The 26,725-nt window shown below is 32.8% G+C and carries 25 protein-coding genes and 1 pseudogene; 1 reads left to right on the top strand and 25 read right to left on the bottom strand.

All coding sequences use genetic code 11. The features are described from left to right. Window positions 1-57: 57 nt before the first annotated feature. A complete protein-coding gene (locus M0R21_04215) occupies window positions 58-1,713 on the bottom strand; it encodes a peptide MFS transporter (protein MCK9617021.1) in 1,656 nt (551 codons plus the stop codon). A 196-nt stretch (window positions 1,714-1,909) separates the two neighbouring features. On the opposite strand from M0R21_04215, the gene ccsA reads away from it, so the two are divergent. Further along, window positions 1,910-4,291 carry a cytochrome c biogenesis protein CcsA gene (ccsA, locus tag M0R21_04210; protein MCK9617020.1) on the top strand — a complete coding sequence of 794 codons (2,382 nt, stop codon included), beginning with the start codon at window positions 1,910-1,912 and terminating at the stop codon, window positions 4,289-4,291. A gap of 286 nt (window positions 4,292-4,577) precedes the next feature. On the opposite strand, the gene rsgA is transcribed toward ccsA, so the two are convergent. The 24 genes and pseudogenes from rsgA to M0R21_04090 form a co-directional block, all read right to left on the bottom strand. Continuing rightward, a complete protein-coding gene (gene rsgA, locus M0R21_04205) occupies window positions 4,578-5,645 on the bottom strand; it encodes a ribosome small subunit-dependent GTPase A (protein ID MCK9617019.1) in 1,068 nt (355 codons plus the stop codon). A gap of 173 nt (window positions 5,646-5,818) precedes the next feature. Continuing rightward, complete coding sequence (locus M0R21_04200; protein ID MCK9617018.1) at window positions 5,819-6,580, bottom strand: class I SAM-dependent methyltransferase; 762 nt, start codon at window positions 6,578-6,580, stop codon at window positions 5,819-5,821. 324 nt (window positions 6,581-6,904) lie between these two features. Beyond that, the gene (locus M0R21_04195) at window positions 6,905-7,411 is read right to left on the bottom strand and encodes a hypothetical protein (protein ID MCK9617017.1); all 507 of its coding nucleotides are present in this window, start codon (window positions 7,409-7,411) and stop codon (window positions 6,905-6,907) included. A 4-nt stretch (window positions 7,412-7,415) separates the two neighbouring features. Then, entirely contained in the window at window positions 7,416-7,937 is a 522-nt protein-coding gene (locus M0R21_04190; GenBank protein MCK9617016.1) for a hypothetical protein, read from the bottom strand. Between the two features lie 255 nt (window positions 7,938-8,192). Next, window positions 8,193-8,543: a DUF86 domain-containing protein gene (locus tag M0R21_04185; GenBank protein ID MCK9617015.1), complete on the bottom strand. Its 351-nt coding sequence runs from the start codon at window positions 8,541-8,543 to the stop codon at window positions 8,193-8,195. Beyond that, entirely contained in the window at window positions 8,536-8,826 is a 291-nt protein-coding gene (locus M0R21_04180) for a nucleotidyltransferase family protein (protein ID MCK9617014.1), read from the bottom strand. Before M0R21_04180 ends, M0R21_04185 begins: the two co-directional genes overlap by 8 nt. Window positions 8,827-9,301: 475 nt before the next feature. Then, entirely contained in the window at window positions 9,302-9,868 is a 567-nt protein-coding gene (locus M0R21_04175) for a hypothetical protein (GenBank protein MCK9617013.1), read from the bottom strand. 8 nt (window positions 9,869-9,876) lie between these two features. Then, window positions 9,877-11,274, bottom strand: coding sequence for a hypothetical protein (locus M0R21_04170; protein MCK9617012.1), 1,398 nt, complete (start codon window positions 11,272-11,274; stop codon window positions 9,877-9,879). Between the two features lie 86 nt (window positions 11,275-11,360). Further along, a complete protein-coding gene (locus tag M0R21_04165) occupies window positions 11,361-11,510 on the bottom strand; it encodes a hypothetical protein (GenBank protein MCK9617011.1) in 150 nt (49 codons plus the stop codon). Between the two features lie 31 nt (window positions 11,511-11,541). Continuing rightward, window positions 11,542-12,018 (bottom strand): hypothetical protein, encoded by a 477-nt coding sequence (locus M0R21_04160; GenBank protein ID MCK9617010.1) that lies wholly within the window; start codon window positions 12,016-12,018, stop codon window positions 11,542-11,544. 191 nt (window positions 12,019-12,209) lie between these two features. Then, on the bottom strand, window positions 12,210-13,814 hold the full coding sequence (locus tag M0R21_04155) for a S41 family peptidase (GenBank protein ID MCK9617009.1): 1,605 nt from the start codon (window positions 13,812-13,814) through the stop codon (window positions 12,210-12,212). Between the two features lie 170 nt (window positions 13,815-13,984). Continuing rightward, window positions 13,985-14,530 carry a hypothetical protein gene (locus M0R21_04150; protein MCK9617008.1) on the bottom strand — a complete coding sequence of 182 codons (546 nt, stop codon included), beginning with the start codon at window positions 14,528-14,530 and terminating at the stop codon, window positions 13,985-13,987. An 88-nt stretch (window positions 14,531-14,618) separates the two neighbouring features. Next, window positions 14,619-14,753, bottom strand: a pseudogene (locus M0R21_04145) (tyrosine-type recombinase/integrase). Between the two features lie 76 nt (window positions 14,754-14,829). Continuing rightward, window positions 14,830-16,131 (bottom strand): S41 family peptidase, encoded by a 1,302-nt coding sequence (locus tag M0R21_04140; GenBank protein MCK9617007.1) that lies wholly within the window; start codon window positions 16,129-16,131, stop codon window positions 14,830-14,832. 442 nt (window positions 16,132-16,573) lie between these two features. Continuing rightward, complete coding sequence (locus M0R21_04135) at window positions 16,574-17,800, bottom strand: hypothetical protein (GenBank protein MCK9617006.1); 1,227 nt, start codon at window positions 17,798-17,800, stop codon at window positions 16,574-16,576. Further along, on the bottom strand, window positions 17,797-18,231 hold the full coding sequence (locus M0R21_04130; protein MCK9617005.1) for a hypothetical protein: 435 nt from the start codon (window positions 18,229-18,231) through the stop codon (window positions 17,797-17,799). The genes M0R21_04135 and M0R21_04130 overlap by 4 nt, the downstream gene beginning before the upstream one ends. Beyond that, entirely contained in the window at window positions 18,228-21,671 is a 3,444-nt protein-coding gene (locus M0R21_04125; GenBank protein MCK9617004.1) for a hypothetical protein, read from the bottom strand. Before M0R21_04125 ends, M0R21_04130 begins: the two co-directional genes overlap by 4 nt. Window positions 21,672-22,021: 350 nt before the next feature. Next, window positions 22,022-22,207, bottom strand: a complete 186-nt coding sequence (locus M0R21_04120; protein MCK9617003.1) for a hypothetical protein — start codon at window positions 22,205-22,207, stop codon at window positions 22,022-22,024. 40 nt (window positions 22,208-22,247) lie between these two features. Continuing rightward, window positions 22,248-22,985 (bottom strand): subclass B1 metallo-beta-lactamase, encoded by a 738-nt coding sequence (gene bla, locus M0R21_04115; protein ID MCK9617002.1) that lies wholly within the window; start codon window positions 22,983-22,985, stop codon window positions 22,248-22,250. A gap of 263 nt (window positions 22,986-23,248) precedes the next feature. Next, window positions 23,249-23,656 (bottom strand): hypothetical protein, encoded by a 408-nt coding sequence (locus M0R21_04110; GenBank protein ID MCK9617001.1) that lies wholly within the window; start codon window positions 23,654-23,656, stop codon window positions 23,249-23,251. Window positions 23,657-24,120: 464 nt separating this feature from the next. Then, complete coding sequence (locus M0R21_04105; protein ID MCK9617000.1) at window positions 24,121-24,306, bottom strand: hypothetical protein; 186 nt, start codon at window positions 24,304-24,306, stop codon at window positions 24,121-24,123. A gap of 39 nt (window positions 24,307-24,345) precedes the next feature. Continuing rightward, window positions 24,346-25,071 (bottom strand): NAD(P)H-binding protein, encoded by a 726-nt coding sequence (locus tag M0R21_04100; GenBank protein ID MCK9616999.1) that lies wholly within the window; start codon window positions 25,069-25,071, stop codon window positions 24,346-24,348. A 175-nt stretch (window positions 25,072-25,246) separates the two neighbouring features. After that, window positions 25,247-26,341, bottom strand: coding sequence for a beta-lactamase family protein (locus M0R21_04095; GenBank protein MCK9616998.1), 1,095 nt, complete (start codon window positions 26,339-26,341; stop codon window positions 25,247-25,249). Between the two features lie 186 nt (window positions 26,342-26,527). Further along, window positions 26,528-26,725 (bottom strand): hypothetical protein (locus M0R21_04090; GenBank protein MCK9616997.1); only part of this gene is annotated, 198 nt, incomplete at its 5' end.

Below are 26,725 nucleotides of genomic sequence, written 5' to 3'. Positions count from 1 at the left end.
AACAAAAAAGGCAGAACCTAAAAGATTCTGCCTTTTTATATAAACTAAATATTTTTATTAAGATGTTGCTGCTCTTTTGATAATGTGCATTATCGAAAACATAATGGCTGCTGAAACAATAGCCACAATAACCAACAACATAAAAAACTGCCATAGTTCCCAATTTTTATAAAACCGTCCGATAAAACCGGCTAAATAGTTGCCGATAGCAGTAGCACTCAGCCAGCCAGCCTGCATAGTTCCTCTTAGCTTGGGAGGCGCAACCTTGGAAACAAATGATAATCCCATCGGGCTAAGGAATAACTCGGCAATTGTTAAGGTAAAATAAGTTGAAATCAGCCAGTATGGACTTACTGCGAGAGACTGATCAATGGCATTCCCACCCAATTCTTTTACACTTGGAAGTGTATATGAGGCATACATCATGATAGCGAAGCCAATTGCTGTAATTACCATACCAATACCTATCTTACTTGGGGCGGAAGGTTCTGTGTTTTTATTATGTAACCAAAGGAAAAATCCTACAATTACAGGCGTAAGAAATACTACAAACATGGGGTTAAATGATTGGAAAAGTTCCGGATCTATCATATCTCCGTTTGTAATTCTAAGCATATAAATGATGTAAGCCAAGCCTGCAACAACAAATGCCGCACCTATAGCTTTAAATTTTGCTTTTGTTTCTTTATTGATGATTGATACTAAACCAAGAATGATCGCAAAAATGGCTAATAGACTCGGAATATTGAAAAGGAGGAAAGTGTATTTACTTGCACTCAGATTCGTATAATTTTTTGCAAAGAATGTAAGAGTTGAACCATTTTGATGGAAAGCCATCCAGAAGAAAATAACGATAACGAAAACGAGCAACAATGCCAATATGCGGTCGCGAATTTGCTTAGGTGTTAATTCTACGGCTTCTCCTGTTTTGATTTTATCCTTTTGCATATAATCGGCATGTTTGAAATGTTTTTTAAATGCAATAAAAATAACGATGGAAATGAGCATGGAAATGCCGGCTGCGGCAAAACCCCAATTATAGCCATGTGCCATAGCATCTAAGTAACGCTGGGCGAAATCGGCTACCGAAGTCATATCCGTTGTTCCTGCCATTTGTTGTATTTTCTGGAGATTTTCTGGAGTAACCTGGTTTCCGGCGATTACATCGTTGGCTATCTTAGGAATAGCTGAATTATATACAAAACCTTCGTTGTGCATCATAAGGTTTTTCAAGAAACGGGCAACATGTGGAGCAAACATTGCTCCTATGTTTATACCCATGTAAAAAATATTGAATGCCGCATCGCGCAAATGTCCTATCTTGGAATTTTCATATAAGTTTCCTACAATAACTACCAGATTACCTTTAAATAATCCTACGCCAAGGGCAATAATTGCCAGGGCAATATACATACTTGTTGGATTTGCACCTGTTTGTGATAGCAGTGCATAACCCAAGCCCATGGTAATAATTCCGATTGTAACCGTTTTACCATAGCCTAACCATGCGTCGGCAATTACTCCACCAAGTAAAGGGGCAAAATAAATTGCTGCAAGGAAAATACCATACAATCCGGCGGCACGGGTTTCGTCCCAGCCAAAATGATCCTGCAAAAACAGGGTAAAAATCGCCAGCATGGTATAATAACCAAAGCGTTCTCCCATGTTTGAAAAAAACAATACAAAAAGTCCTTTCGGATGGCCTTTAAACATAAATGTAAGTTTTAAATTATTTAATAATGAATTTTCAGATTTTTCCGGACAAACCTACAAAAAAAAATCATTTTCCAACATAAATTCTCTAGAAGTAAGCAATAATACACGATGAATCGGTATAAAATACCGGTTTTTAGCATTGAACGGCTATAGTAAAGAATTTTTGTAGGTTTGTGTTTTATTAAAAAGCAGAATGAACATACAATATACAGGCGAGCATTTATTGGCAGGAGAAATCGGGAAATTCCTTGTTTTGCTTGCCTTTTTTACAGCACTTTTTTCCGCTATCTATTATTTTCTCTCGGAAAATGAAACAAAAAGCTATTCTGGGAAACTGAAAAAAGTTGCCAGAAAAGTGTTCTGGATACACTGTTTTACAATACTGGGGGTTGCCGTTGTTTTGTACCTGCTCATTTTTAACCACTACTATGAGTATTCTTACGTTTGGAAGTATTCATCCAACGATTTGCCTGTCAAGTATGTTATTTCCTGTTTTTGGGCAGGGCAGGAGGGAAGTTTCATCATCTGGGCTTTGTGGCAGGCAATTTTGGGTGTAATTCTGATTTTTTTTTCCCGCAAATGGGAAGCCCCGGTGATGGCTGTGGTTTCCATATCGCAGGTGTTTCTTTCAGCCGCTTTGCTGGGAATGCATGTGGGTGGCTTTACCCTGGGAAGCAGCCCTTTTGTATTGCTTCGCAACGGTATTACCAATGCCGGAGATGTTTTTTTTCGGGATACGAACTACATATCGCAATTAATTGACGGGCAGGGGCTAAATCCGTTGCTCGAAAACCCCTGGATGGTGGTCCATCCTCCTTTATTGTTTCTTGGCTATGCTGCTGCGCTTATACCTTTTGCTTTTGCCTATGCCTCGCTAAGACGCAGTGATTATTTTGTTTGGGTAAAACCCGCCCTTTCGTGGAATTTATTTGCCCTGTTTACCTTAGGCGGAGGCATAATGCTGGGCGGAAGCTGGGCTTACAAGTCGCTTACTTTTGGCGGGTTTTGGTCGTGGGACCCCGTGGAAAATGCATCTCTTGTTCCCTGGCTGATTCTTTTGCTTACGCTTCATCTGTATCTGATAGCTAAGAAGCAGCAACAGTCTCTATTTTTTGCCTATATTTTCTCTTTCGCAGGCTATATTGCTGTGTTATATGCAAGTTACCTTACCCGAAGCGGAGTGCTGGCAGAAACTTCTGCCCATTCGTTCGGGAATGAAGGCTTGCCTCTGCACCTGATTATTTTTCTTCTGTTTTTTGTTACTCTTGCAATTTTTATCCTTGCCGTAAAGGCAAAAAAAATTCCAAAATGTGAAAACGAAAAACTTCTTTCCCGCGAGTTTATAATGTTTCTTGCATCGGCAATTGTTTTTCTTGCATCATTTCAGATAATTGTAGCTACTTCCATTCCATTGATAAATAAGTTTTTTGATACATCAGCGGCACCTCCCGCCGACAGGGTAACATTTTACAATACATGGCAAATGCCTTTTACTATCCTTATGGTTATTTGTATTGGGCTGAGCCAGTATTTGTTGTATGGGGAAAATTCCATGAAACGGATATTGAAAAAAACGGGTATTTATGCCGGTACAGGGCTTGCAATTACTTTAATAATATCTATAATTACTTCTATTTCTGTTTTTTCTTACCAGATTTTACTCTTTGCTCTGTTTTTTGCCCTCAGTGCTTCGGTGGACTATCTTGCAAGGTATATCTGCCGTCGCAAAAATTTTGCTTCGGTATTTACCCACACAGGGTTTCTTATCTTTTTAACCGGCGTGGTTTTGGCTTTTTCGCAAAGTAAAATCATTTCGCAGAACACTTCGGGTATTGCTATGGGCGACAACTCGCTCAACAACGAGAACCAGGTGCTTATACAAAATCACCCAATGCCAATGGGCAAATATTTTGTAGTTTATAAGGACAGTGAAATAAAAGGTAAGCATGTTTTTTATAATCTCGATTTTTATGCTTCCCGCCCCGATAGTCTTTCAAAGCCTCTCTTCCGGCTTTCTCCCTCTATAAACATAAATCCACGTATGGGAAATGTTCACGAACCATCAACCAAACATTTCATAGGCAAGGATATTTATGTGTATATCACTTTTGCCGATGTTCAGTCGGTTTTGGGAGGCAGCAGATATTCATTGTTGCATCAGCAGGAAATGAAAAAGGGTGATACTTTGCGGGCTAACGGGAATAAAATTGTACTCGATAATTTGAAAGTGGAATCGTACAGCGACAAAAAGTTTAATGCGAGGATTACGGCTTACTACACTTTTATAAATGCAAAAGGGAAAAAGCAGAAACAGGACGTTTCATACATAGTAGACGGCGATTCTGTAGCATTTTCCGATAGATTTTGCAGGGAAGACGGGTTGAAAATTCGTTTTGAGAAAGTTTCCGATATACCACAGCATATTGTATTGGGCATTTATGAAAAGAACCCTGAATACATAGTGGTGAAAGCCATAATTTTTCCCAATATTCTTGTGGTATGGATTGGTGCATTCATCACTTTTGCCGGAATAGCTTATGCATTGTTGCGAAGGATATGGAAAAAGGGGAAATGATTAATGATAAATGTTTCGGAAAATATTAAACCACAAATTTCTGCTAATTTTGATAGGTTTCAAGTAACATTCTTCCCTTTTTTCAAGAGCGGTAGCGTGTAAATGATCTTATCAGATAGCTTTTAGTTTTTGGTTATTTTTTTTGTTCCCAATGATGCACAATGGTTAAGTGTAGAAACAGTATAGTATTGCGGGCTTCATACACTTGTCAGGCTACACAAATTTTTGTGTGGGGCAGAATGTTCCAATTACCACTGGAACCCTTATTGGATACTGTGTGTTGTGCTTAGTATTTATTTTTGTTCATGTCTTTTTTATAGTTCTTTAGCATTTTTCCGAAGTCTTTATCTTTTTTTTGTCTTTCAGCAACCGTTGATTCAAAATAAGCTTTTTCTCTTTCCATTTTTAAGTAATTTTCGTAGGAAGCTTTGTCTATTTCTCCTTTTTCAACGGCTTCAAGAACCGAACATCCAATCTCGTTTGTGTGGCTACAATTTTTGAACTTGCAATTTTGAGAAAAGCCGACAATCATGTCGAATGTGATTTCTAATCCACTTGTTGAATCGGCAATACCTACTTCTCTCATCCCAGGATTGTCAACTAATATTCCGCCATTTTCCAGGATAATCAATTCTCTGTGACTTGTAACGTGTCTCCCCTTGTTTGTAGCCTGGCTTATTGTATCAGTTTGCATGATGGTTTTACCTGAAAGATTATTGATTAGTGTGGATTTTCCAACACCTGAAGAACCAAGCATGCAATATGTTTTCCCTTTTTCAATAGTCTTTTTTATTGTGTCGTATCCATCCTGTGATTTGTTACTTATTGCAATAATCGGAACATTTTTAATCCGAGCTTTTATATTCTTCAATATTTCAGAAACCTGATGCTCATTTATTAAATCAATCTTACTGAGTATTATAATGGGGCTTACCTTTGATGAATTGCATATGGTAAGATATCTTTCAAGCCTGTTGATATTAAAATCCCTGTCAACAGCCTGGATTATAAAGGCGTAATCAATATTTGTTGCTATTATCTGAATCTCTCCAAATTGGCCTACTGCTTGTCTTTTAATAACTGAAAATCTAGATAAAATCTTGTGAATTATTCCAAAATCAGAATCATAAGTTGTCAATGTAACCCAATCGCCTACTGCGGGAAAATCTTCACGACTCTTTGCTGAAAATCGCAAATTTCCTGTTACCTCTGCTTCTAATTCTCCTTTTCCTGTCTTAACAATATATCTTTCTTTATGTTCCGAAACGATCCTGCCAATCTCAAAGTCTTTAAGGTTATTCTCAATCCTTAACTTTTCGAGTTTATCATTATATCCAAAATCTTCTAATTCCATTTCAGTTATTTTTGTTAGTGAGTTTTTTTTAGTATTAACGATGGCAATATGAAACGTTGGGGAGTACGGGCTACGTCTCTATTCCTCCGACAACCAAAGATAATATAAGGCACTTACAATCGTAAACCTCCGAAACCCGCATGGTGTATGAGCCCTTGTTGTGCGTTTGTGCTTTATTTTTTTATCATTTTATAAATCATAAAGTTACTTGTCTCTTCGTCAAAATTACTATAGGAGTAATCTCCAAACATTTCAACTACTTCTAATCCGGTTGTCTTAATCATATCCCTTAATTCTGAATTAGTTATTGGCTTAAAATTTATCTCCAGAAATCTTTTTTCAACCATAGTATTTGTCGAATCAAATATTTCATAGAATTGAAATCCTGAAACTATCTTGTCTGATTCGCTGTATTGATTCATATATGAAATAATCATTTGTCTATTTTTACCAATGGGAAATTTTCCCATTGTCCTTAGGATCCCGTCTGCTAATTTTAGTCGGGTTTTGGGATTTTGAAGTGTTAAAATAAAAATTCCGTTTTTGTCAAGATGTAAGGAGATTGATTGTAATGCTTTTATCTGCAATTCAGTTGCTATTATCTCAGTTATTGAATGAAATGGCAATATTATCAAACCATATTTTTTATTTAAATCCAGGTTTGTTATATCCATTTGAAATAAATTGACCGGATAATTTTTGTTTTTAATTTTTTGCTCAAATGCTTCTAACATTCCTTTTGAATAATCAATGCAGGTCATTTGTCTTCCGGATTCAAGCAGCGGAATTGATACCCGCCCTGTTCCACACATTAATTCCAATATCTCACTTTTAACACCTCCGGTCTCTTTTAGGAAAAAAGGTAAATCAAAATCAACATTGACGTAGAAATCGTATATATCGGCAACTTTATCAAACTTTATTGTCTCTTTCATCTTGTTGCTTGTTCGTGTTTTTTATAATTTTTTCAACATGGACTTAACTACCATTTTATGAAATGGTTTTATAAATGCAAAGTAAATCTTTCCCCAGTTATTTTTGAATTTAACGATTGTTGTTAGGTATACTTCAAAACGTTTTTCTGTATTTCTTTTTAATATAGATATCCTGTAATACAAATGTTTATCATCATCACCCATCACTATTTCGTTCTTATTGTTATCTCCATAGAAAAGAACTCCTATGAATTTTGTTCAACCGGGACTTCATGCCGGGCACTGCGTGCCACATGAAGTCCTATTTATTAGAGCAAGTTGTTTTTAGAAATATATCGTTGCAAAAATCATTGTGGCTGTATTAAAGTTCAATCCACCAGAATTTCCAAATCTATTCGAATTTTTATCGGATTTTGTAAAATTTCCCTGAGCTTCAACTCCTAGGCTAAAATTATCCCCTAAAAAGTACTCTGCTCCAAAGGCTAAACCTCCAATAAAATCATACTTCGTCTTTGAATCTATTGTATTATCTGACGAAGGGATATTTATCAAAGTACCTAATTTCAAACCAAAATATGGCGATAGTTTATCCTTTTTAAAATAAAACCTAGGAGCTAAACCTATTGAAAAATCTGTTCCTATCTTTTCTGCATATTCAAAATCTAATGCAGGTGCTAATACAAATTTTTCCCCTAACCAAATAGGTAAAGATATTCCAAATTGACTACTTTGGACAGAACCACTTAATCCAATTTTTCTGTCAGTTTGCGAAAACAAATAGTTAGAGGAAAAAAAAGTTAAGAATGCGATAACAATAATTATCTTTTTCATTTTATTATTTATTGAGTTTATAAATAAGAAGATTGTCGTATAATAAATAGCCATTTACTTTTAAATAAATCCTATAATAACCATTGGGAATTTGAGATAAATTAACAGTTAAATCATTTGATGTAAATTCAGTTTGAAATACCGGGGAACCTCCTATAAAAATATTACTAGAATTATTTAAATCTATTGAATTATTTGAACCCTGATTATTAAAATAAGCCGGAGTTATCCATAATTTCTTTATCTCATTCTTTATTGGTGCTTTTATATGAATAGCACATAAACCTTTGGAACACGGATTTGGATAACAAAAAAAATAATATATTGAATTATTAAAACCTGTACTATTGCCCAATCGAACATTTGGAGTTCCAACTATCCCTATAATATTTGCTACTAAATCTCTTTGATAATAGCCATTTATAGTAGGTATACTAAAATCAGACAACCGAAATTCATTATCCTCTTTGGAGCAACTGATAATAAATAGTACTATAAGAAAAATCAACAAATAAGTCTTTTTCATAAATCTATTATCTTTTAATTTGTTACACACGCGATCTTTTTTACCATTTGCCCTACATCCTTATAACTACCAAATGGCTATTTCTTTATTTTTTCCCTCGCAAATATAATAATTTTTAAAAAATCCAAAATATCTGAAAGAATTTTTTAATTAGCTAATTAGTTAATTAGCTAATTGAATTGCTTAGTGTATGTTTTTATCATAGTTTGTTGCAGAAATACATCTCGATGACTATCGGGAGCGCTCAAGCCGGGGCTATGTGGCTTTATTATCTTCAAATATCGTATCCAACCGATCTATCATTTCATCTAAATACGTTTCTACAATGCTCCAAACAATTTCATAATCAACCCCAAAATAATCGTGAACAATCCGATTACGAAACCCGCGTATTCTTTTCCATTCAATCTGTGGATTTGAATCTCTAAAATCCGGGTCAATGTGATTGGCAGCTTCTCCAATTATTTCAAAATTCCGAACTACAGCGTCAATAGTCTTATCATCAGCTAAAAATGAACCATAATCAATGTCTTTTGTATATCGCTTAATCTTTTGCGCCGATTGCAACATATCATCTAACAACAATAAAGTATCACGCTTAGACATATATCAAATCTGAATCAATTGATTTTAAATACTTTTCCTTAATCCCATTTTTTGAAACTAAATCCACCTTCAATCCAACAATATTTTCTAGTTCTTCGGCTAAATCAATAAATTTCACACCAATTCTGTCGGAAAATTCAACAAGAATATCCAAATCACTTGAGTCTTTTTGTTCTCTACGAGAATAAGAGCCAAAAATTGCCATTGATTTTAATGAATAATCATGAAACAATCTTATTTTATGACTACCCAAAGTGTTTTTTATTTCTTGTAATGTTTTCATAATGCAAAAATACCAATTTTTTAGCAATCAAAAAGAAAATTAATTTGGCGAATTTTGTCATAGAATAGTGCAGCTCCCCGCTTATCTGAATTCCCAACCCTGCCCATATCCTTTGATAATTTATAGTTTTCTGTTTTTATTTTTCTTAATTATCAATTCCACTATATTCCAAGCGAAAAAACATCCCTATGACTATCGGGAGCGCTCAGCCGGGGCTATTGCCTTTACATTTGCTATTTGTAGCAAATCAAACCATTTAAAGGCAAAACTCATTAAAGAAATTAACCGGTTACTCCAAATCCGGAATAACCAACCCTCCTGTTTTACTCGGATTATACTTTTCCCTTCTACTTTTTCTCATTGTTATCTCCATAGAAAAAAACTCCTATGAATTTTGTTCAACCGGGACTTCATGCCGGGCACTGCGTACCACATGAAGTCCTATTTATTATTGGCAGTAGTTTTTATTCTATTATCAAGTTTTTCTAAATTTATTAATTATGTTATTCCCATTTATTCCAATACCAGCAATATTTGGTTTTAATTCAAGGTTGTCAATGTCAAAAATCTTGTTCCCAAAATTCTCTTTCTCTCCTAAATTAAGTTTTCGTTCTTTTTTTAAACTTCTTTTTATTTTGTCAAGTTTTGCTTTGTATTCAGGCGTGTAATTTGGTTTATTTAAAAAGTTTCTTTCAAAATTTTCCATTTTTTCAACAAAAGTAAAAGGGCTTTCTTCAATTAGTTTTTTGCAAATTTCCATATGTAACCAAATTGCTAAATTATGTAATCTTGATTGGTATCCCGTTAATTTCAAACCACCATCTTCAATCACAAGTCCACCATTCTCAATAACCAAATTGTTTTCGCCTTCTTTATCAATGTCTTTAATAAGATAATGAATGTCTTTATATAACACTTCAATGAAATTTTTATTCTCATTTCGTAAAGGTTCAATTACCTTTTCAATAAACTCATCTAACGATTTTTTATCTGTATTTCTAATTTCTTCAATTAGATTTATGTAATCGTCTCGTTTTATCATAATGGTTTTTAATCTTGTATTGCACTTAACACACCGTTGTCAAAATATAAATAAGTTCCCCAACCATATACCCATTGTTCTGACATAAGTCCTTTTATAATCGTTCGATTAATGTCAATAGGGCTTCCCCAAGAAGCAATGCACATTTCTTTATTCATTCCTAACACAACTTTACCGTCTGCAATGTATCCGCCCATTTTTTGTCCCCATTTTACAATACAATCATTTCTAAACTTAATTTTCTCTTGTTGTTCTTTCTTTTCTCGTTTCTGCTGTTCTTTTTGACGTTGTTCTTCTTTTTTCTGCTTTTCAAGTTCTTGTTTTTTAAATTCTGTTTCAAGCATAAAATAATCATCTACTAGACCACTTTCTAATTCAATTTTAACTTCTCTGTCATTATTTTTAAGAAAATAAAAACATTTCAAATAATATGAATCTTTTGAATCAACAAAGCTAATATCAGAACAAGTCCAAGTTTCACCATATTTGATGTTTATTGTGGCTCCAGTTTTTACGTCTATCAAATTTTCAAGTTTAGTATTAGTTCTATCACTATATCTCAACACAAGATTTTTATTCAAATAAATATTCCTTTGCTTTTCAAAATAAGGAACAAGAAAAAACGGATTACCTATAAATCTTGCTTGGTCTACAATCCAATACAATGTGTCTTTATTTGATTCATTTCTTAGAGTTATTTTAAGGCTTAATTGCCAATCTCTTCCATCTTCCAAATCAATATCTTCTAATTTTTTAAATTCTTTAGAACCGTAAGGTTCTTTACCCTTAATATCAATAATAGTAAAATATTTTCCATATACACTATCCGGAAAAGTTCCAATTTCACCAGAAATTGTTCCATCAGTTTCGTCCGTTCGTTCATGGTAGAAATGAGGCATGTAAATATTTGTTTGTGCCTTATCTATATTTTCATATTTTTTCTTTCTTTCATTGTATTGTTCTAATGCTCCTCCTTTAAGGCTTTTTGGGTCTCCAAAAATTTGAGCCAAAGTAATTTTTTCAAAAGGAATTTTTCCATCTTTTATTATTTGGGTGGTATCATTAGAAAATAAGAAATCAATGATTCTTTCCTTATTATCAGAGCTATACTGTGTTTTATAATTTTTAGATTTAGGTAGAAAAAATAATTTGTAACCAATGTATTTTTTGTAGTCTATTGGGTGTTTTTGCATTGTTATGTTTGACAAACTATCAAATTGCTTAGGTTTAAAAATTGCTTTTTCAACAATATTAGTTTCTCTAATAGTAATTTGAGCTTTAAGTGAAGTCAATCCCAAGCTCAATGAAATTGCTAAAAATAAAATCCCTTTTTTCATCTTGTCTATTCTTGTTTTATGGGTGGTTTTAAAATTACTGCCAACGGTTGTATAACCACCATATAGCATTTATTTCGTGATTAGTTATTGCTTTCCGTTCACAAATATAAAAATAATTTAAATATCCAAATCATCCAACAGACATTGTTATTTTATCAAATCCTTTGGTTGTTATGTGCGTAAATATTTTCAATGGTTTTGCTGCTCTCATGTCCCGGCATGGACTGTATATAGCGCAGGTCAACGCCATGTTCCGAGTGGAATCCCGGTTTAACCGGGACTTCATGCCGGGCACTGCGTACCACATGAAGTCCTATTTATTTTGGCGCGTAATTATTAGTGTTTATCTCGACGAAATAACGAACCTGTGATTTCAATAAAGGTTTTATCAAAATCTTTTGTCAACAAATACAACTGTATTGCAGCAATTCCTAACCAGGGTATCTGAATATAACCAAATGGGGTTATAAGAATTAAAAAAATTGAGGTGCCTATTAGTCCATACTTTACATATTTATGCTTGTTAAGTATCAATAATCCCATAGTAATCTGAAATAATGCTATTGCCAATATAAATAGAACAGGAATCTTTGATACAACTTCTGAAAATATTATCCTATAGAATCCTATAAGTGACGCTTCTCCCATTTGAACCGTAGATTGTGGATTGGTTATCGCATTAACGATATTTATCCCGATTGCCATTATTAGATAGAAGATACCAAGAAAAATGCGACCAATATTAGGTTTAACGATACATAATATTATCACAAATAGCACAAAACCAATGCTCCAAATAATTTTTTCGTCCATATCTTATATATTAGTTAGCTGAAAATTAATTTCAGAGATTAATGTATTATGTAATCAATATTATGCGCCATAACGGCTGGCGGTATGAAAAGTTGCCGTTTGCGGGTGATGTCCTATCAAGCTACACAAAAGTTGAAGCGGGCTACAACCCTTGAATAACCTACTGTATTGGCAATTTCTTATACCGCATGTTAGCGAGTGTTTATCTTTTCTGTCTCAATTAATTCAATAGCCTTTAGTACTTCTGCATCTTTGTTAAATTGATATTCACTAAACTCCTTCCAGGTCATTTCAAAGTCAGGATGCAAAAGTTTACCGGTCTCTGTATCCTTCTTATAAAGAATTTGTACTGAGTTTGAAATGCTCCCTGTTATTTTTGTATTTGGTAATTCGAATGGTGTGCTTTCCATAAATGAATTTCCTGCTTGTCTTGGTGCAACTCCAATGATTTTTGTATTTCCAATTCTTTTTAGGAAGTATGTGAAATGATAAGCAGCACTAAAAGTGTTGATAGATGTAAGTATAACAATTTGCGGTTTACAATTAAGATTGATAGATTTTCTCACAAAATCCTTACCGAATCCATAATATCCGTTTTCAACGTGTTCCACCTTTTCAGCATGAGAATTACCTTGAATATTTCCAAAATCTGATGAAATATAATCTCCAATCATGTAATCAGTATTATTGCTGTTGTTGTATTGGTCAATTGTGATTCCATATTTTCGCAAAAAGAGAGGCGACATTTTAACAATATATTCTGCATTAAAGTCAAAATTTAAATATTTTTCACCAAATAAAATGTAAAGCAGTGGTTCAGTTAATGATGTATAACCCCCATTGTTATTTCGTAAGTCAATTATAAGGTATTTTGAGCCTTTCACTTTCATTTCTTGTAGCATTAGGTAAAATTGCTCATAAACCGCAGGAATTTGGTTTATATCTTTTTTAACATCGCCAGTTCTTTTATCTCTTAACATACCTCCATAAATCCATTGTAGGCTTCCTTCAATGTTTTTGGGGTTTTCTTGAACTATATGTTCTAATAATTCCCTACTGACCATACTATTCCATTGAAAATAGGCAATCTTCTTGTCTTTCCCAATCATAGAACAATTTATCCAACCATTTTGGTTGGGAATGGTAACCGAAGATTCTTGTGTAAGCCAATTTAGTGTATCAACATATGAAATTACAACGGATTGAACAGAATCAGCTCCTTTAAAAGTCAATTTGAGCGTATTTAAATTGTCATCAAAAAACTCTTGTGCTGATACATTACTTTTGAGGATATTTATTAGGTTAAAGTAACTTCCTGAAATATTTTCTGTTGGATAATATAGCTTCACTTTTGCCAGAAGTGAGTCAATTGGAATATTATTAATTGAAACTACAGGTTTGCCAATAAGAGATTTATATTCTTTTGTAGTGTTTTGCACAAACAATTTATCTGAGGCCACTTTAAAACTAACAGGTAGATTTTTTACTTCAGAGTTTTTCGATTTTGAGGATTTATTTATGAAAGTATGGCCATCTTCAAGTCTGGAAACAAACTTGTTCAGTATAAAAACGAACTCATCATCCGTAGATATTTTTTTTATTTCTTCCTTGATTTTTTGCTTTTCACCATAAAATCCGATTTCATTTCCAAAAGCCGTAAATGGATCCGGATGCGTTGCAATCAGATTTTCGATAAAATAATCAAAGTCCATCAAATATATATTTGAATTTTCTGTTTGTTGTGCTTGAATCTTAAGTGTGGAAATCAATAATAATATTAAAACAAGTCTATTCATTATTTCTCCTATTTGTAATTTCTTTAAATACTCGCCAACGGCACGTATAAGTTTTGTTGGGGAGCTACGGAGCACTTCACTATCAAGGTACACAAAGCTTCAGTAGCAGCGATGCCTTTAAAATTAGCACTTCCACCCCAATAAAATTTATACGGTGTTAGCGCCCGTTTTTATTTTATTTTCAATTCATTCTTTGTTAAATTTATTGCTTCAATCGTCACTTTAACCCACTCTAAAGAATTCCATTTATTGTCTGCCCTTTGGTAATCAGAAAGATTCAAAATGATATTTTCCTTTTTTGTCATAAAAATAAGATATTCTTCCAATCCGTCAGTTTGCATTGGAGGTAAATTCTTAGTCTTTTTGAAGTATTCGTCCTTTAATTTAAAGTCTTTCCGATGATTAAGAAAATAAGTAAATGATTTGTCAGTGATTTGTCGGGAGTCTTTATTAATTGAATCACAAAATAATTGTTGGGCACTATAGTTTTTATCCTTTTTCCAAAGTATCCAAACAGAAGGAATCCCTTTACATGAATCAGGAAGATTTGTCCATGGTCCTAAATATGCATAATAAATCAAGAAAGTATCTATATATTGATCTTTAATCAAATCAAACTCGTTCTGAATCGATTTTGGCCAATCTTTTCGCGAATCAATCTGACCGAACAAATCACACGATAAAAAAATCAACAATATGATTGGTAGTGTCTTCATAAAATGGGCGCTAACGAGTGTATAACCACCATTATGGCGGTTATTTCGTAATTAGTTATTGCTTTCTGTTCACAAATATAAAAATAATTTAAATATCCCAATTATCTAATGAACTTTTTATTTTATCGAAACCTTTAGTGGTAATATGGGTATATACTTCAGTGGTTTTGCTGCTCTCATGTCCCAACATACTCTGTATATAGCGTAGGTCAACGCCATGTTCTGAGTGGAATCCCGGTTCAACCGGGACTTTATGCCGGGCACTGCGTACCACATGAAGTTTTATTTATTGGCTGCCGTTATTTTTTATTCTTTCCAATCTGTTTCAATGCTTCCCCTACCACCATATCTTTTCCTTTCAAAAATGTATCCACGCTTTCCTTTACTTCTACATCAGGTCTTATTCCAACGCCAATAAACTTATTTCCGTCCACATCCCATTCGTTTTTAGTACAAATCTGAGCAAAAATCCCATAACCAAGTTCTATGTGGATGGGGTTGCCAGTGCTTCCTCCTGTGGGCGTTCCTATAATTTCTCCTCTTTTAATACCACGAAAAGTCACACAAAAATTTTCGGCAGATGAGAATGTCACGGCATTTACCAACACTATTACCGGTTTGGTATATACATTTTCTTTATTCATGGGTGTCAAATCATCCGGCGTTTCCATATACCACTCTTGCGGATATCCCCACGAACCATGTGCGGCAATGTACATACGGCTACTCCAATTGCCCATCTTTGCAGGCGTGATGGACAAATGGCTAATGATATAATCTGCATTACCAGAGTTCCCGCCCATATTATCCCTCAAATCTATAATCAAAGCATCGGTTTTCTTGATGTTTTGATATAGCGCATCAAATTCTTTTTTAAAGTCATTGCCAATGAAGGTATTTATTTTCAACAACCCCACATTACCTTCTATCGTTTTATAATCAAATATCGCATTAGCGTCTATATCCCAGTTTATGTTCCGATGGCTTTCAACTGTAAAGGCTTTACCGTCCCGATTTTTAAATGAAATTTTTGATATTTTTGAACCCTTCTCCTTCGTCAGTTCAAAGCCTGCATAAGGCGAATAATCCAACCATTGCGGGGTGGATGATGATGTGTAGGGGCGTTTATAGCGATTTACATACTCCATAACATCTAATCCGTCTATTTTTATGATTTCACTTCCTATTTCAACGCCTTGTTTTTGGAAATTGGTACTTAACACGGTTGTTACAAAAACGCGGTCACCTATCCGTTTAGTCTTGATGGGAAAAGGCTTTATCCAATCCAAGTTATTATCCGAATTATCCTCATATATGGAAGTGTGTCCGTCTTGCAATTTGGTACACAAGCGTTGTAGCTCGTGAGCATATTCATCCTTAGATTTTGTAGCTAAAAGTGTGGGCAGTGTGGCCAAACAGAGACTGTCCCAGTCGAAAGTCAAATAGTTATAGAATACATAATTATATTTCACTTCTGTACAAAATTTTGACAAGACATAGGCTTTCTCCCCATCTGTCAGGTTGTTTGATCTGTCTTGTGCTTGTAAATTCACACCATACAACATTGATATGCAGGAGAACAGTAGAAGGATTCTTTTCATTCTGAATTTGTTTTTTATTTTTATTTTTATTTTTATTCTTATTCTATGGTTCCTATTGTTCTGATAATGGCAGCCAACGGTTTGGCGGTATGTTTTTGTTGCCGATTTCGAAGCACTGTCCTGTCAAGTTACACGAAAGTTTATTAGATGCAGAAACGTTGAAACCCGCAGTAACTCGGCAATAAAATATACCGCCTGTTACCGCCTGGTGTTCTGTCTTCCAGTCTTGTAAACCATTGTCATTATTCAGTTTCCGTATCATTGTCATTTTACTTTCTGTCTTTTCAGACAGCTCGTGTGTCCGCGTTTTTTTATTTTTTTATGTGTCGGCAAATTTTTAAAACAATTTCTCTCGGTACGTTGGCTTTGCAAGCTCTTTGACAAAGCTTTGTTTGAAGCGTTGGCTCGTGGGGCTATGGCAATGTGCTTGCAAATAGGTATATTATAATTCATTTAAAACGAACTGATACATAAATTCTGAACTAGTATAAGAAGCATATTCTTGATAAATATCATTTTTATCGGTATTTGCAAAATCAGAAATTGACTTTATCGAAATAACCTTTGGTTTAGGGTTAGAACAATTATTGGCGCTGTAAAAAACTCCGTAGGTTTCCATTTCAATTCCAATAATCTTCCTTTGATGTTTTTCTAACTCCTCAACAATTTCTCTATTTTCTGTTACACCAGCAACAGAAGCAACAGGTCCAACATGAAGTTGCAATATTGTATTAGGTTTCTTAAATTGACAATTATCCCGAATTTGTGAAAGAATTTTGTTGCCTTGATAAGACAAAATGCGTTCTTTTAAATCTGCATCTAAGGCTAAATAATTTGCACCTGGCTTGAAGAATGGTTTTCCTTCATTATCTTCTGTAATCTTGCCAGCTCCACCATCCCATGACTGGTCAGCTACAATAATATCACCATAACCATGTGTGGCTGTTTCTTTTGTACTTGCTAAAATTCCAACCATAATTAAATATCGAGGGCGAAAATTGTATATTAATTTCATTGACAATGTTGCCGCAGCATTCATTCCCATCTGGGGTGTACAAGCCGAAACTACTTTTAATTTTTTTTCATTTCTAGCAAAGACACCTTGGTAATATGATGTTGAGTCATTTAATATTGAAATTTTTGACCAATCAGCATCTAATTTTAGTACAGCATCTTTTTCTTTGCTTACAGCGGTTATTATTGCAATATCATAATCATATTTAATATTTTCATTTGACAAAAACTCCTTTTTAGTTTTAATTAAATGATACAAAATATTTTTAAGTTTCTCTTGCCAGTCAGATTCCTCTGCCTTGTAGTTTATTAAGTGCCAAAGATAATCGCCAAATTTATTTTTGTATTTTTCAATATAATCTGAAAATTCAGTTAAACCAACAATATGAATAATCGGTTTAATTTGAGGACTTGAATGCAAATCGTCTAAAAACCCTAACCCTGTTTCTGGTTTTGGAATTTCATCATTGTCAAGAGGCAAGACAAGATCTAAAATCATTAAGTCATATGATTTTTTATAAATCAACCTCTTTGCAAAATTAACATTTGGAGCATAATCAATATTCTCTTTAGGAATATCAATACTATTCTCAATTAACATCCTAATCTTCTCCTTTTTATTAGGATTGTCTTCGACTACGATTATATTTATCATTTTACCAATTTTTCAATTATTGAGGATATTTCATTTTTCCAACCATCAGGTTCTTTAATATTAAAGTAAACAACTCCTAGATAATTTGGAAAGGAATCTTTTAATTCGCTTGTAAACTCTTCATCCACGTAATTTAAGTACATGGTTATTACGAGAACTTTAGTGTCTATTTCCCTTCTATACATTTCATTTAATAGATATTTGCCAGCATATTTTTCAAAATCACCTCCAGATTCGCCAGGCAAAATATCATAATTTGGAAGGCTCATATCTAATAAAATCAAATCAAAATCATTCTTTTTTATTAACTCTCGCAATCCCGAATTATATGATTTCCTCAAGACTACTTCAATAGTAGGAAAATTAATCTCGAAAAATAAAAGCACCTGCTTTATTTTGTGTTCGTTATCTTCTATAAACAAAACTTTCATACAACAATATTTATTTTGTTAATAGTTATGTCTACTACGAATTGAGTATCATTATCAAGTGATAATGTCATATTATTTGAATAATTATTTAAATCCGATTTGATTATTCTCATTGCTTTATGAAAACCAGACCGATCTTCATACATTGACTTATTAAGGTCTAATGAAAATGAACATATTTTAGACTTTAATAAGTCAATATTTATTGACTTATGCAAAGGGTTTTCTATTCTAATATTTAAATTATCATCTTTTTCAACAACAATAATGTTAATTGGAATTTCACCTTTTTCAAATCCGGAATGTTTTAATGCGTTCTCCAGGAATATTCTCAGCAAATCAACTAATGGTGGGAAAAAGCAACCTTTAAATTCGCAAGAACAATCTAGAGTGACATTTGGTTGTAAAGATTTATTTAAATTCGTATTTAATGTACATTCAACACTAACATCTACAATTTTACTAAAATCGAAATCAGATATATTGCTTTCCGTTATATTGAACCAATTTGCAATTTTATTTAATTTGTTTTCAATACTAATCCGAGCCTCTGTTAAATTATTAAATATCTCCGATGAGTGGCGACCTATAACGTTTTCAATATTATTCTCTAATTTAAATATTAAAGCAAAAAATTGTTCTTTAATCTCATTATTTATAATAAGTCGTATTTTTTCTAAGTTTTCGTTAGTCCTTTCCCAAAGTAACTCAAATACACCGTCAATAAGTTGATTCAAATTGCTGTTTATATTGAATAGAACATAGGACACTTGCAAAATTGTATCACTGAATATGTAATCTAGCCAACCATCTGTATTTTTATCTTCAATTTTAATTTGTAGATATTTTGAAAGAATTTCATCGTTAATTAGCATGTCAACCTCATTAGAAAAGTTTGCTAAATGTTCTTGACATCGTAGACTTTTTTCCTCTCCAAACATGTTAAATAAGTAATTCCAGTGTTTGTTGGGTTTATATAAGTCAACACCTTTTTCCTTTTCAGTTATTAGATTTAGAATTTCAAATTCTGGTCTTATTTCTCCAAGTAAAACTCCATGCCTAATCCTAGCACTTAAATATTGCTGCAACCCGTAATTGCTAAACAAAAATTTATCTAATATATAATTAAAAATATCTTTGTAAATATCAAATTGCGGGTCTTTTGAAAACTCACTTTCAGAATCATCGTCCTTCTCGGAAAATTTGTAACTAAGTACTTTGTCTGAATATAAAGGCGAAACTATACTAATATTCTTTTCAGATTTAAGTTCTCCAATAGCTTGATAACGGCTAAATAAGGACTTTAAATTTTTCATTTCTGAATCAATAATCCCTTGTTGATTAACATAAATCTTGCTTTCGTCAATCTCTTGAAGCCCTTTGAGAATAATTAGTTTTTTAGTTAATGCTTCAACATCTTGGGAATATGCCTCTTTAAATTCAGAATTTATTTCGGCTAAGTATTTACAAACAGTAATCCTTTCATTGATTTTTTGCTTTGTACTTGATATAAATGGAGAATGTTTTAATATATCTAAAGTGCAAATTGAATCCAAAAATACTATTTGTCTCCTTATATCACAACTGTTTGGCTTAGCAATATACTCAGACGGTATTTCGCAATCTTGCATTAAAATAAAGCATTCATAAGCTGTATGTATTTCGTAATCTTCAGCATTTGAAAATTTATAAAATAGAGGTAGATTAATAGTATGAGATACTGATTTAAAACGATCAATTTTAATTATTTTCTTTAAAGATTGTGTATCAATTTTCGTAACTAATAGCGGATTCGTAAGATAATTTTCAACATATATATTTATGCAATCATCATATTTTTTTTCCTTCAATTTACAGTTATATAATTGCGATAGAATAGAAACTCGTTGAAAATTTTTCAAATCTCTACTATCAAGTATTTCTAAAAAATACTTTGAGGCTTCTTTGGGATCATTATTTTTTTGTAAAATATTTGCTATTAAAATTTTCTTACGAATTTCAAACATATCAGTCTGCTTTATTTTCTCAATATCGTTTTCATTTTGCAACTCTAGTAAGCGAAATGTTGCAGAAGAATGAAATTGATTAACTATGTCATCAAAGTGTATGTTTGATTTATCAATCAATTTAATTGAAGTAGGATTAAAGAAATTCGAGTTTAATATTGAAATTGGTAGCCATTCCTCTTTATTTTCCAACTCACTTTTATAATAATTCATTAAATAAAAAGATACAGAAAAGAATGAACTTAAATTGTACGCAATTCTTCTAATGTCGTTTAGACTTTCATTCACATTGTTTTCTTTTAAAAGTATGTTATAAAAATCGTTAAGTATCCTATTTTGATATGAATCGTTGTTCTTGCCAATAGACTGTAAGGGCTTGTTTTGAACTATTAGTGTTTTAACATATAAGTCATATAATTCAATTGCCAATGGCTTTACGCATATGCAGTCATATAAAAGTTTTTCTGCTATAATATAATTACCTCTGCTATATTCATCAATTGCCTTTATAGCTTTATAGTCAAATTGTGTTAACTCTAGTTTATACTCGAACTCAGTACCATGAATAAATCTTAATTTGTTTATTAAAGGGTCACTAATTTTCTTGGATAAATAATATAACCTACTATCAATCATGCTTTTTTTATCCTTATCCTTTTTAAGAACTTCGATCTGAAAAATTCTTTGCAGCGTAATGTACCTGTCAATTATTGAATGGTAACCTTCAACTGTAAGAAAAATTGGCAGATATTCAATAGATACTTCTTCTAAAAAATTAAGTTTAAAATTATAATAGCTTAAGTCAACATGTTTTTTATTTTCATAGTATTTGAATAAAAGCCTTGCTAATGCAAGCTGATATTGATTTACAGATAATTCTTTTTCAGCCTTGATGCTATAGAAATGAGAAAAATATTTTATAAACCATTTTTTGTTTTGTTCATTAATTTCATTTAAAAAGTTTGTATTTTCCTTAAGACCTTTCTGTAATTCGATTATTACAAATCTTTGTTCTATTCCCCATAATGATACGCATATCTCATTTTCAATTCTACTTAACGTGCTTTCAGCTAATTTATAATCACCAACTAGTAAGGATTTCTCATAAATAGATTTAAGTTCTATGAAAAAATTTAGTTTCTCATCGTGTTTCCTAACTGAAAGTAAAGCCCAGTTAATTTCTTTTTCAAGCTCATCATTTGAATCTCCAAAAATAACTTGTGTATCACCTAAGTTTCTAATTGTTTCGGGAGTTGTACACCCATATATTAATTGCTCAATTTTGTTGTTTGAATTAAGATTATCAACTATAAAACATATATCTGAATAATCATAATTATATTTCAGTTTATATAAAGCTGAAATGGGATTCTTTTCTCTTTCGAATAAGTCAATACGAAATTGACGTAATAATATATCCTTAAAATCTGACATTATTTAATAACTATTAAATGATTCAACAAATATGGCAAAATTGCACTCTTTGGCAAAGCTTTGGTTTCAGCGTTAGCTCGTGGGGCTTTGGCAATGTGTGCAATGTGGGTCGGAAATTGTTTTAAAAAATGTGCGGTGGGAAAAAAATAAAAAACATCGGGTCGGCTTGAGTGTCGGCTTTCTGGTCTTGTCAATATTTCGTTTTTCTGTCCTTTCACAATGGTTTACTTTTCAATTTCTCTATGTCGTTGTCTGTCTCCTTACACTTGGCGGTAACGAGTGTATAACCACCATTATGGCGGTTATTTCGTGATTAGTTATTGCTTTCTGTTCACAAATATAAAAATATTTTAAATATCCAAATTATCTAATGGACTTTTTATTTTATCGAAACCTTTAGTGGTAATATGGGTATATACTTCAGTGGTTTTGCTGCTCTCATGTCCCGGCATGGACTGTATATAGCGCAGGTCAACGCCATGTTGCGAGTGGAATCCCGGTTCAACCGGAACTTCATGCCGGGCACTGCGTACCACATGAAGTCCTATTTATTGGCTGTAGTGTTTTATTTTTCAATCATTTAGTCGTCAATTCTTTTGTATGTTTAATCAATTCAAATCCGCCAAATTGTCCATGACCTGGAATTACAATTTTAGCCTTTGGAAATCTATCAATTAATTTATCAATTGTTTTTGGATAAGCTATTAAATCCCCATCGACAATATTTCCTAAATCTTTTGAGTCGGCACTTTTAATCATGCAACCAGCAAACAAAATCTGTTCTGAAGGAATCCAAACAACAATATTATCCAGTGAATGAGCTGCACCAAAATAATAACATTTAATCAATTTATCGCCAAGCTGCAATTGCAACGAATCCTTAAATCCATGTGTTGGAATTGGTAATTTTTTAGTCTTTACAATATCAATTGTTATTTGATTTGCATAAGATTCTATTTTTTGATTTTGTAAATATCCCAATCCTCCCATACAATCAACATGCCAGTGGTTTGGTACAAATCCGACAATTTTTAATTTCATTGAGTCCTTTATCCATGAAACTAAATCCATAGTTAATGAATCTGTAACCGGCGTATCAAACAGAAAAGCATCGTTACCATTTATAAAAATCAATCCGTTTGAAAGGAACCGACCGAAATTAGGCAAATCCGTATAAGAAACATGTACATATGCGTTTTCCGACAATTTAATCAACTCAATATCTTTTGAAATCATAATCCTTTTATAATCCATCTGTGAAAATCCATTAAAATGAATTAATCCAGTTAATATAGAAACAATTATAAGTCTCATAATCTTATCGTTGTGTGGTTTTTGAACATTACAGCCAACGGCTGATGGTATGGTGCCGTGCGGGATTACGAAGCTACTTTCTTATCAGTTTACACCGACTTTTTTACGAGCCAAAAAGCTTCGCAAACCTCTGAAACCCGCATGCACTATACCATTTGTTGGGCGTTAGTATTTTATTCCAATCACATAAAAGTAGCTTTATTTAAAACTTTAAGTAATCTCAAATCTTATTATCATTTTATATATCATATTTCTACCAATACTCATTCAGAAATCTTATTCTTTACTCTTGTCCCTAAAATTATTAACACAACAACAATCATAATAGCAATTGTATCTATTAAAATGTCTCCAAGACCAATTTTATTTTTAAAAACCATGCTCCCGGAAATTACTATCCAGCGGGCAATCATAATAATACCAATCATCCATGCGGCAAATCTTACTTTTGATAAATCTTTATAAAATGCCATAAAAATAAATGCCATTCCAAAAATAAAGTTTTCAATAGTAATAATGTGCCAGACATAAAAAAATACAGTTCTAGTGTTTATATCAATAGTATCTACATTGAGCACTGGTAAGACTGTTGTCTGTCCATTTATTGCGTGAGTGAATGCAAAAAGAATCGCTAAAACTCCTACTATCAAATAATAATAATTTTTTATCATAAACCTAAGTTTTAAAGTCTTCGATTCTACTGTTTATCTTTTATATAAAAATGCAAAACTTGACATTGTAATAAAACCTATTCCAAATATTATTATTGTCCATTTGTTTGTAATGGATATCTTAGATGCAATATACAAAAAAAGGCATAATAACAAATTTATCAATCCCCAGATGATATTCAAAAATGGAGAAGATAGTCCTTTAAATGGGGGACTAGCAAATGGTGTAGAATAATAATCACCTGACATTCCATGAAAAAAATGAGGTATTGAATTTACTAAGAATACACCTAAAAAAAAACATGAAATAAGATTGTACCATTTCATAATATTAGAGCATTAAAATTAACTCAATATTTTTAGCAGTAGCGTTTATAAATATGACGCCCAACGACTGTGTAACCACCATATGGCAGTTATTTCGCATTTATCTATTGTTTTTCGCTTACAAATATAAAAATATTTTAAATATCCAAATTTTCTAATGGACTTTTTATTTTATCGAAACCTTTAGTGGTAATATGGGTATATACTTCAGTGGTTTTGCTGCTCTCATGTCCCGGCATGGACTGTATATAGCGCAGGTCAACGCCATGTTCCGAGTGGAATCCCGGTTTAACCGGAACTTCATGCCGGGCACTGCATACCACATGAAGTTTTATTTATTGTAGGCTGTTGATTTCATTCAACTAAGTTTCTTTATTATAAATTACAGGCATTTGCCCTTCCCATTTATCCCACAAGTCATTGTCAACGATTAGTCTAGACATAAAATTTCCAACATTAATTCGACTGGTTTTTCCAGGATTAGAAAGTGCACTCCTTATAGGTGAAGCATATAACTCGTATCCGGTCGAGCTATCTTCGTCAATTAATGTATCTGGTCGTACCACTACCCAATCAATTAATTCATTTTTTTGCCCAATATTCACTCTCAGAAAATCTGCTGCTTTTTCATTGTCTGATTGTGGTGGTACAAGTAAGCGGATTAACCCCATTACTACTCTTTCTCCAATCGAAATGGGTTCATTTAAATCTCTATTCCTGTTACCAGTTGTGTTCATCAACACAAACTTGATTGGTTTATCAGGTGAATTCTTTTGAATTGCCATACAAAGCAGTTTAACGGCATCAGTTACTAATTTTCTAGGCTTTCCAAAAATACCCTTTAAAGTTATATTATGACCAAGACAAGAAGCTACTGACTGGCAATCAGTTAAATAATTCATCATTTCATCCACACTAATCTCTGAGATATTGGCTTTGATTATTGTTATTTTGTCATTATTTATCCAAGTGTCAGTTGTTTTTACAGTAGGACGTACTATCACCTTGACTTTTTGTCCCATATTCAACAATTGTTCTACCAGATGTTTTCCTGTTGCGCCGCTCGCACCTACTATTAATGTTGTCATTTAGTTAATTTATTATTTTGTATGAGTTTTTCAATAGCCTACAACGTTTGGCGGTATGAAACGTAGCGGATTGCGGGCGATTACCTATAAAGTTACACACAAGTTGAAGCGGGCTACAATCCTTGAATTTACTACTATCTCGGCTATTATTTTTATACATTGTTAGGTGTTGTTGTTATTCATTTTTAAGTTTGGGATGTATTTTCGTTAGATCCTTAATTAAATACTCTAAAGGTGTTCGCTTTTCTTTCGGAATCTTTCTGTTGTCCGCATTTATTACAATTACTAAATCTAAATCTGGAACAATATTTATGATTTGTCCTCCATCTCCTGGAATAAACCAAGAATTAAATCCGTATTCTGTTTTTACCATTTGCCATTGAAAGCAACTGTATAAAGGATGTCTGATTTCAATAAATGGATTAAATATTTCTTCCATCCATTCTGATGATACAATCTGTTTGTCAAGCCATTTTCCTTTATTCAGGTATAATAATCCATATTTAGCAATATCCCTTGATTTGAGTTTTAGGCCACCACCAACATCATAAATTCCATTTTTAGAAAACCAATTGTAATCTTTTATTCCAAGAGGTTTGAAAAGATTATCTTCCGTATATTCCGCAATATTCTGTCCAGTTGATTTCTTAATTATTTCACCAATAATAATATTGTTAGGTCCGCTATATACATATTTGTTTCCTGGGATGGTGTCCATTGGTAATTCCAGTGATGCTTTCAACCAATTATCCATTTTATCCATTTGCACGCCCATATTATTGGGGTCATTAACAGGTAGTGATTGCTCGTTCCATTTAAAACCAGATGTATTGGTCAGTAAATCTCTAATCGTTATTTGACTTTTTAAAGTATCTTCTGCAAGTGAAGAATACTCTGGAAAGAAGTCAAGCATTTTCTGGTTTACATCTTTTATTTTTCCTTGTTCTATTGCAATGCCGGTCATAATTGCACTGAAACTTTTTGTTGTAGAAGCTAAAAAATGAAGTTCATTACTTTTCCATCCATTATAATACTGCTCTATGATTAGGTCATTGTTGTGAATAAGCAGTACGCTGTGGATGTTTCCGTATATCCCTTTGCATATATCGCTATTTATTTTCTCAAATGCCTTTTTGTCTAAGTTGTGTTCTTCAAGTGTTGATACTTTCAAACCATCATTTTTGTCAATCGGTATTTTATAGGAACAATTAGGTTTCCTATTACAACTAACGAAACTTAAAATAATTAGAATACTTATGAGTTTTTTCATGTTGTAGATTTTGTCTGTTTTCAATAACACCTAACGGTTCGCGTATTTGTTGTGTTTGGGAGTTTGAAACGTTTTCTTGTCCCACGTTAGTAAAGCTACCAAAAAGCGTTAAGAACTCCAAATGCGTCATCAGCCCAAATACAATAAATACGCTGTTAGCACCTGTTTTTTAGAATACATTGGTCATTAATTTTCATTAAGGAGTTTCAGATATTTAATGAAAACCTGTTCGTCATCTTTCTTGCTTTCATTATTGAATTGTGTCAATAAATCATTTCGTTCCTTTAAAAATTCCTGCATTTTTTCTGTAGTCACTGTAATTGCTGTCTTTGTATTCTTATCAATTACGTATAGAAATCTTAATGTAGTAAGTTTTGCCCCTTG

It is taken from the genome of Lentimicrobiaceae bacterium (genome assembly GCA_023227965.1).
GTDB lineage: Bacteria > Bacteroidota > Bacteroidia > Bacteroidales > JALOCA01 > JALOCA01.
This window is presented reverse-complemented; position numbering and strand designations above follow the sequence as displayed.